The organism is Enterovibrio calviensis DSM 14347 (assembly GCF_000621165.1).
Taxonomy (GTDB): Bacteria; Pseudomonadota; Gammaproteobacteria; order Enterobacterales; family Vibrionaceae; genus Enterovibrio; species Enterovibrio calviensis.
Genome location: NZ_JHZA01000032.1, coordinates 1 through 5,193, shown reverse-complemented (window position 1 = coordinate 5,193; position 5,193 = coordinate 1). Strand labels below are relative to the sequence as shown.

Sequence of the window (5,193 nt, the reverse complement as noted above, 5' to 3'; positions counted from 1 at the left end):
CGTTTTCGCGTATTGGTCTCCACTTAAGGCAACAAAACTTGAGCCACTGCCCCAGTTATCGCCCCAATTTGTAACGGCAAATGTGTCATCTTGACCGCTGAAGGCGATATAAGCATTAACCGTTGAACCACCGTCAGTTCCACCATCACTATCAGTCGGAGAGACAATCACATTGTCTATCACATACTCCGAGCCGATCCCTGTTTCCCAGGCTGGGAATACCATAATGAGATCGATCGCCGTGAGGTCAAGTCCGCTGTTTGATAGGTCGCTCAGATTAAACGTATAGTTCTTCCAAGTATTCAACTCTGGAAGAGTATCTAAGCTCAGTTCTACGAACTGACCACCATTATCAGGGCCACCATTTGATTCGACTTTGAACTTCCAGTCATCTGCTGGTGAATCACCTGCAGCAAGTAGCTTCATATCAAACGAGATAACACCTTCTGCCATCCATGCATTTACATCGATTGGCTGAGGATCCGTCGCAACACCTTCACGAGAACTAAAGCCATTCACTGTCGCGTTGACGACCTTAAATAGCGTCACTTCACCGTACTCAGAATCACTGTCAGTTGTCACTGGTGGCGTCGTACCACCACAACAATCCCACGCTACCCACTGAGGGTTCGCAGCGTCGTTGAAGATAACGATTGGCGTGTTGCCTGTCGATCCGCCATCAGTACCACCGTCAGTTCCACCATCGGTGCCGCCGTCAGTACCGCCATCGGTGCCGCCGTCAGTTCCTCCATCGGTGCCGCCGTCAGTTCCTCCATCGGTGCCGCCGTCAGCATTGACAAACGCAAGGTCTGCAATCTGGAAGCTACCATTTTCAGTAAGAACGACCGCAAAGGTTGTCAAGTCGGTAAAGTTTGGCATTGGTACTTCCATTTGTACCCAGCCATCTGTCAGCGCTGTTCCATTTGAAAGCAGGTAATCTTCTGCCACTTCACCGTCAGTTACACCTTGGATTGAGATGCGAACCTGAGCTAGGTCAGTCAGAAGCTTGAAGCGTGCATGCGTGTATGACGTAACGTTGATTGGGTTAAGCGTGCTTGACCATGCCAACGCGCCCCAACCATCTGTTACAGTCAGTTCAAGTACAGGGTTGTACAAGTCGCTATTTGCATCGCCTAGAGCCGCATTGTTCCAAACTTGAACATCGTCGAAAACAAGGTTGGTTTCTTGACCTGTGTACAGGATGTAGCCTGTTTCTGGTGCAGAACCACCATCACCTTTGTTCACATAAGCGACATCTGCAATTTCCAGTGTGCCATTTTGGCTCAACACCATCGCGAATGTTGTCATGTCTGTGAAAGCGGGCAGTGGTACTTCCATTTGCACCCAGCCGTCGGTCAGATCAGAACCCTGTGACAGTGAATAGTCATTAGCGACCTCATCCTGTGACAAGCTCTGGATAGACAATCGAACTCCGCTTGCATCGGTACGTACTTTGAACTGCGCGTGAGTGTAAGACGAAATGTCAATTGGATTTGAACTGCTAACCCAAGCAACCGCGCCCCAACCTTCAGTTACGTCTAGTTCTAGTACTGGATCATAGAGGTCATTATCGACTTCGCTTAAACCAGCATTATTCCAAACTTGAACGTCTTCAAAGATAATGTTTGTCTCTTGACCGGTATACAGTACATAGCCCGTTTCAGGCGCTGTCGTACCGCCATTGCTATCGTTATTCACAAAAGCAATGTCAGCGATCTCAAGTGTTCCATTTTCACCGAGAGTCAACGCAAATGTCTTCATATCTGAATAAGAAGGCACTGGCACACTCATTTGAACCCAGCCGTTATCAAGCGAAGAGCCTGATGAAAGCGAGTACGGGTTCGCTGTTGTTTCATCTGCTTGGTTGATGAAAGTAACATCAACATTCGCAGCAGACGTTTTAACTTTGAACTCGGCATGCGTATATGGCGTTAGGTCTACGTGTGTAGTGTTAAACAACCAAGCAGCAGAACCCCAACCGCCTGTTACCGTCAGTTCTTGTACAGGTGAATAGGCGCTGTCACTTCCAGCACCAATGCTGGCGCCCGTTCCGTCTTGCGACCAAACTTGAATATCGTCGAAGCTGTGAACAGTGTCTTTACCGGTATACATAACGTATCCAGTACCAGAGGTATCAGTACCCGTTTCGTACGGAATAGCGTGAATCGCGTCAATGATATTTTGCTCAACACCACCGTTTGACTTAACGATCTGATTACCACCGCGAGTTATTCCTTCAAATGCACCTGCATCAACCAGATCCCAGATGGCATATTTCGCATTACCATCAATATCGATCAGACCAAAGTGCTTCTCTGGATCGCCAGTGTTTTCAGCGCCACCTTTCCATGGTTCATCAAATGCTTGGAAGAAGAATACAGATGCACCGTAGTCGGTAGCCCATTGGCTCATCGCATCAAAGTATTTCTTCTGTTTGTACTCATCAGAAGCACCCGTTCCACCAGCACCGAAACCTGTGTTCGACTCAGTCGACCAACCTGTTTCGCCAATGTGGAGCTGTTTAGTGCTATCAACAGCCATTACACTCTGTTTAACAGTGTCAATTTGAGTCAGCGCTTTGTTAAACGCTCGCTCCATGGCTTTGTCAGCTTGCTCTTGACGTGTTAAAGACTGCTCTGATTCAGGCACTGGCCAGAAATCAGCATCGTGGAATGTGTCATGGAATGGGTAAACGTGCACAGACACATAGTCAACGGCTTGAATCAGCGCTTTGATGTCTGCTTCATGTGCTTGGTAGTAGCCATTATTGATAGACCAAACCGCCCAGTTTTCAGAACTGGTGATCCAAATATCTTCACTGATTGTGCCATCGGCCTTCATTGCTTGAAGTTCGTTAACACGGCTCAGAATAATACCTGGTTCAACACGGTAGCTGCTCGCCCACTCAACCATTGCCTCATTACCAACCGCAATCACTTTGATAATGTTTGGATAAGTTTGAGCGAACTCAACGGCTTTATCCATTTCCAACTGGTTGTTGGCGTGTTCTTGTGAACTGTCTATTTCTACATTAGAGAATGCATTGAGTGCAGAGATCCAAACACCAAGCATCACGTTCATTTCGAAGCTAGGATCTTCCTGTTGAAGCTCATTAATCGCTTGAAGTAAACGTTCTGTGTCTATGAAGTCCTGAGTGTTATACGTACGCAGCATACGAATACCCGCAGCATGCATAATTTTCAGGTCTTCTTTAACTTCCGCAACGCTTGGGGCATTTTCGTTAGAACGCACGTCTGTGCGGAAAGCGCCGTAAGAGATTGCAGGAAGTTCAGCGGTGCCAAGCACTGGCTGACCTGATGCATCACCACCAGTAACGGTTGAAACTGGGAAGGTACCCGTCACGGTTGGTTGTGGAGCAATTTCAGGAGCTACTGAGTAGTCTGTGCTGCCACCGTCAGTTCCACCATCGGTGCCGCCGTCAGTACCACCATCAGTTCCGCCGTCAGTGCCACCATCGGTTCCGCCGTCAGTACCACCATCGGTGCCGCCGTCAGTTCCACCATCGGTTCCGCCGTCAGTTCCACCATCAGTTCCACCATCAGTGCCACCAGATAGGTCTGAACCAATCTCGCCGTCTGATGATTGACTGAAGTAAAGGTTACGAACTTCAATCACACCGCCATCATCTGCTTGGCCGTTGAAATAAATCAGCGACGTTACATCAGCAAGGTTGGCAGTATTACCAGCAGCAGCCATCAATTCTGACATTGGAATTGAGTATGACTGCCATTCGCCAGTGATTGAACGACCACCTGGACCGAATGTCACACCATTGTTCGTTTGAGGGCGGCTATCAACGCCAAATACGCCCGTTTGGAATCCAACCGTAATATCGGTTGTCGTCGTACCCATGATTTCAAAATTCATGAAACCATTTTGGTAACCACTTAAGTCAGTCGACGCTTGATCTGCGGTATTTAAACCAGCACCCCAACCCCAAACTTGCGCGGTGCCTGCGGTAGGCGGTGTTGTGAGTTCAAGAGATTGCTTGTCTGGGTTAGCGGTAAAGAAAGAAGTCTCTTCCCAACCATTCGCTTCCAACCCATATTGGATTGCGCCACTTTGATAAGCAGTGAATACCGCGCCACCATCAGTACCGCCGTCAGTTCCACCATCGGTGCTACCGTCAGATCCACTTTGAGAAACCAGAACAACATCAGCAAAGTTCACTGAACCTGCGCCGTTGAAGATAAGGCCAATCCACGTCATATCAGAGAATGCTGGGAATGGAACTTCCATTTGCACCCAACCATTATCCAACGTTTCGCCGCTAGAGAAGTTGTAAGTATTTTTAACTTCCGCTTGGCTTGCGCTTTGGAAAACAGCGTCAACTGCAGAATAGGAACCTGGTTCAACTTTAAAACGAAGGTAAGAGAATGCGGAGGCATCCACAACGTTTTCTGGTTCATTGCCCCAAGCAACTGCGGCTGCATCAGCACCCCAGCTATTGCCACTGGTTAAAGTAAATGCTTTTGAGTAAGGCTTACCTGTTGCGTCCGCAAGAACTGCACCGCTACCCCAGTTGTCACCCCAGTATTCCATTGCAAAAGTGTCGTCTTGGTCACTGTACGCGATATACGCAGCTTCGTTTGGTGCGGACGTCTGACCACGCTCAATGAACTCGATATCTGCAATTAGTGCTGTACCTTCGCCTTCAAACTGAAGAGCGAACCAAGTCATGTCAGTGAAATCTGGCAGCGGCGCTTCAATTTCAACCCAGCCATTCTCTAAAGCAGTACCTTCAGATAGTAAATAGGAGTTTTTATCCTCACTCTGGCTCGCACTCTGAACGGTGACAAACACATTGCTAAAGTCTGACGTTTTTACTTTGAAGCGAGTATGGGTATAGTCGCTGATATCAATGGCATTTTCTGGCTCGTTACCCCATGCGATCGCTATATTAGGGCCGCCCCAATCAGTCCCACTGTCAAGCTGGAATGTTTTAGCATAGTCTTCATCGGCTACGTCAGAAACCGTCGTACCACTACCCCAAGTATCACCCCAGTATTCCATTGCATAAGTGTCATCTTGACCGCTGTAAGCGATAAAAGACTGGTTAACGACTTCACCTGTGTTGCCGCCATCGGTGCCGCCGTCAGTACCACCATCGGTGCCGCCGTCAGTACCACCATCGGTGCCGCCGTCAGTGCCACCATCGGTGCCGCCGTCAGT

1 protein-coding gene is annotated in these 5,193 nt (G+C 48.5%); it reads right to left on the bottom strand.

The features are described from left to right. The coding region (locus Q365_RS26900; protein WP_051563822.1) for a glycoside hydrolase family 17 protein at positions 1 to 5,193 on the bottom strand (5,193 nt) is incomplete at both ends.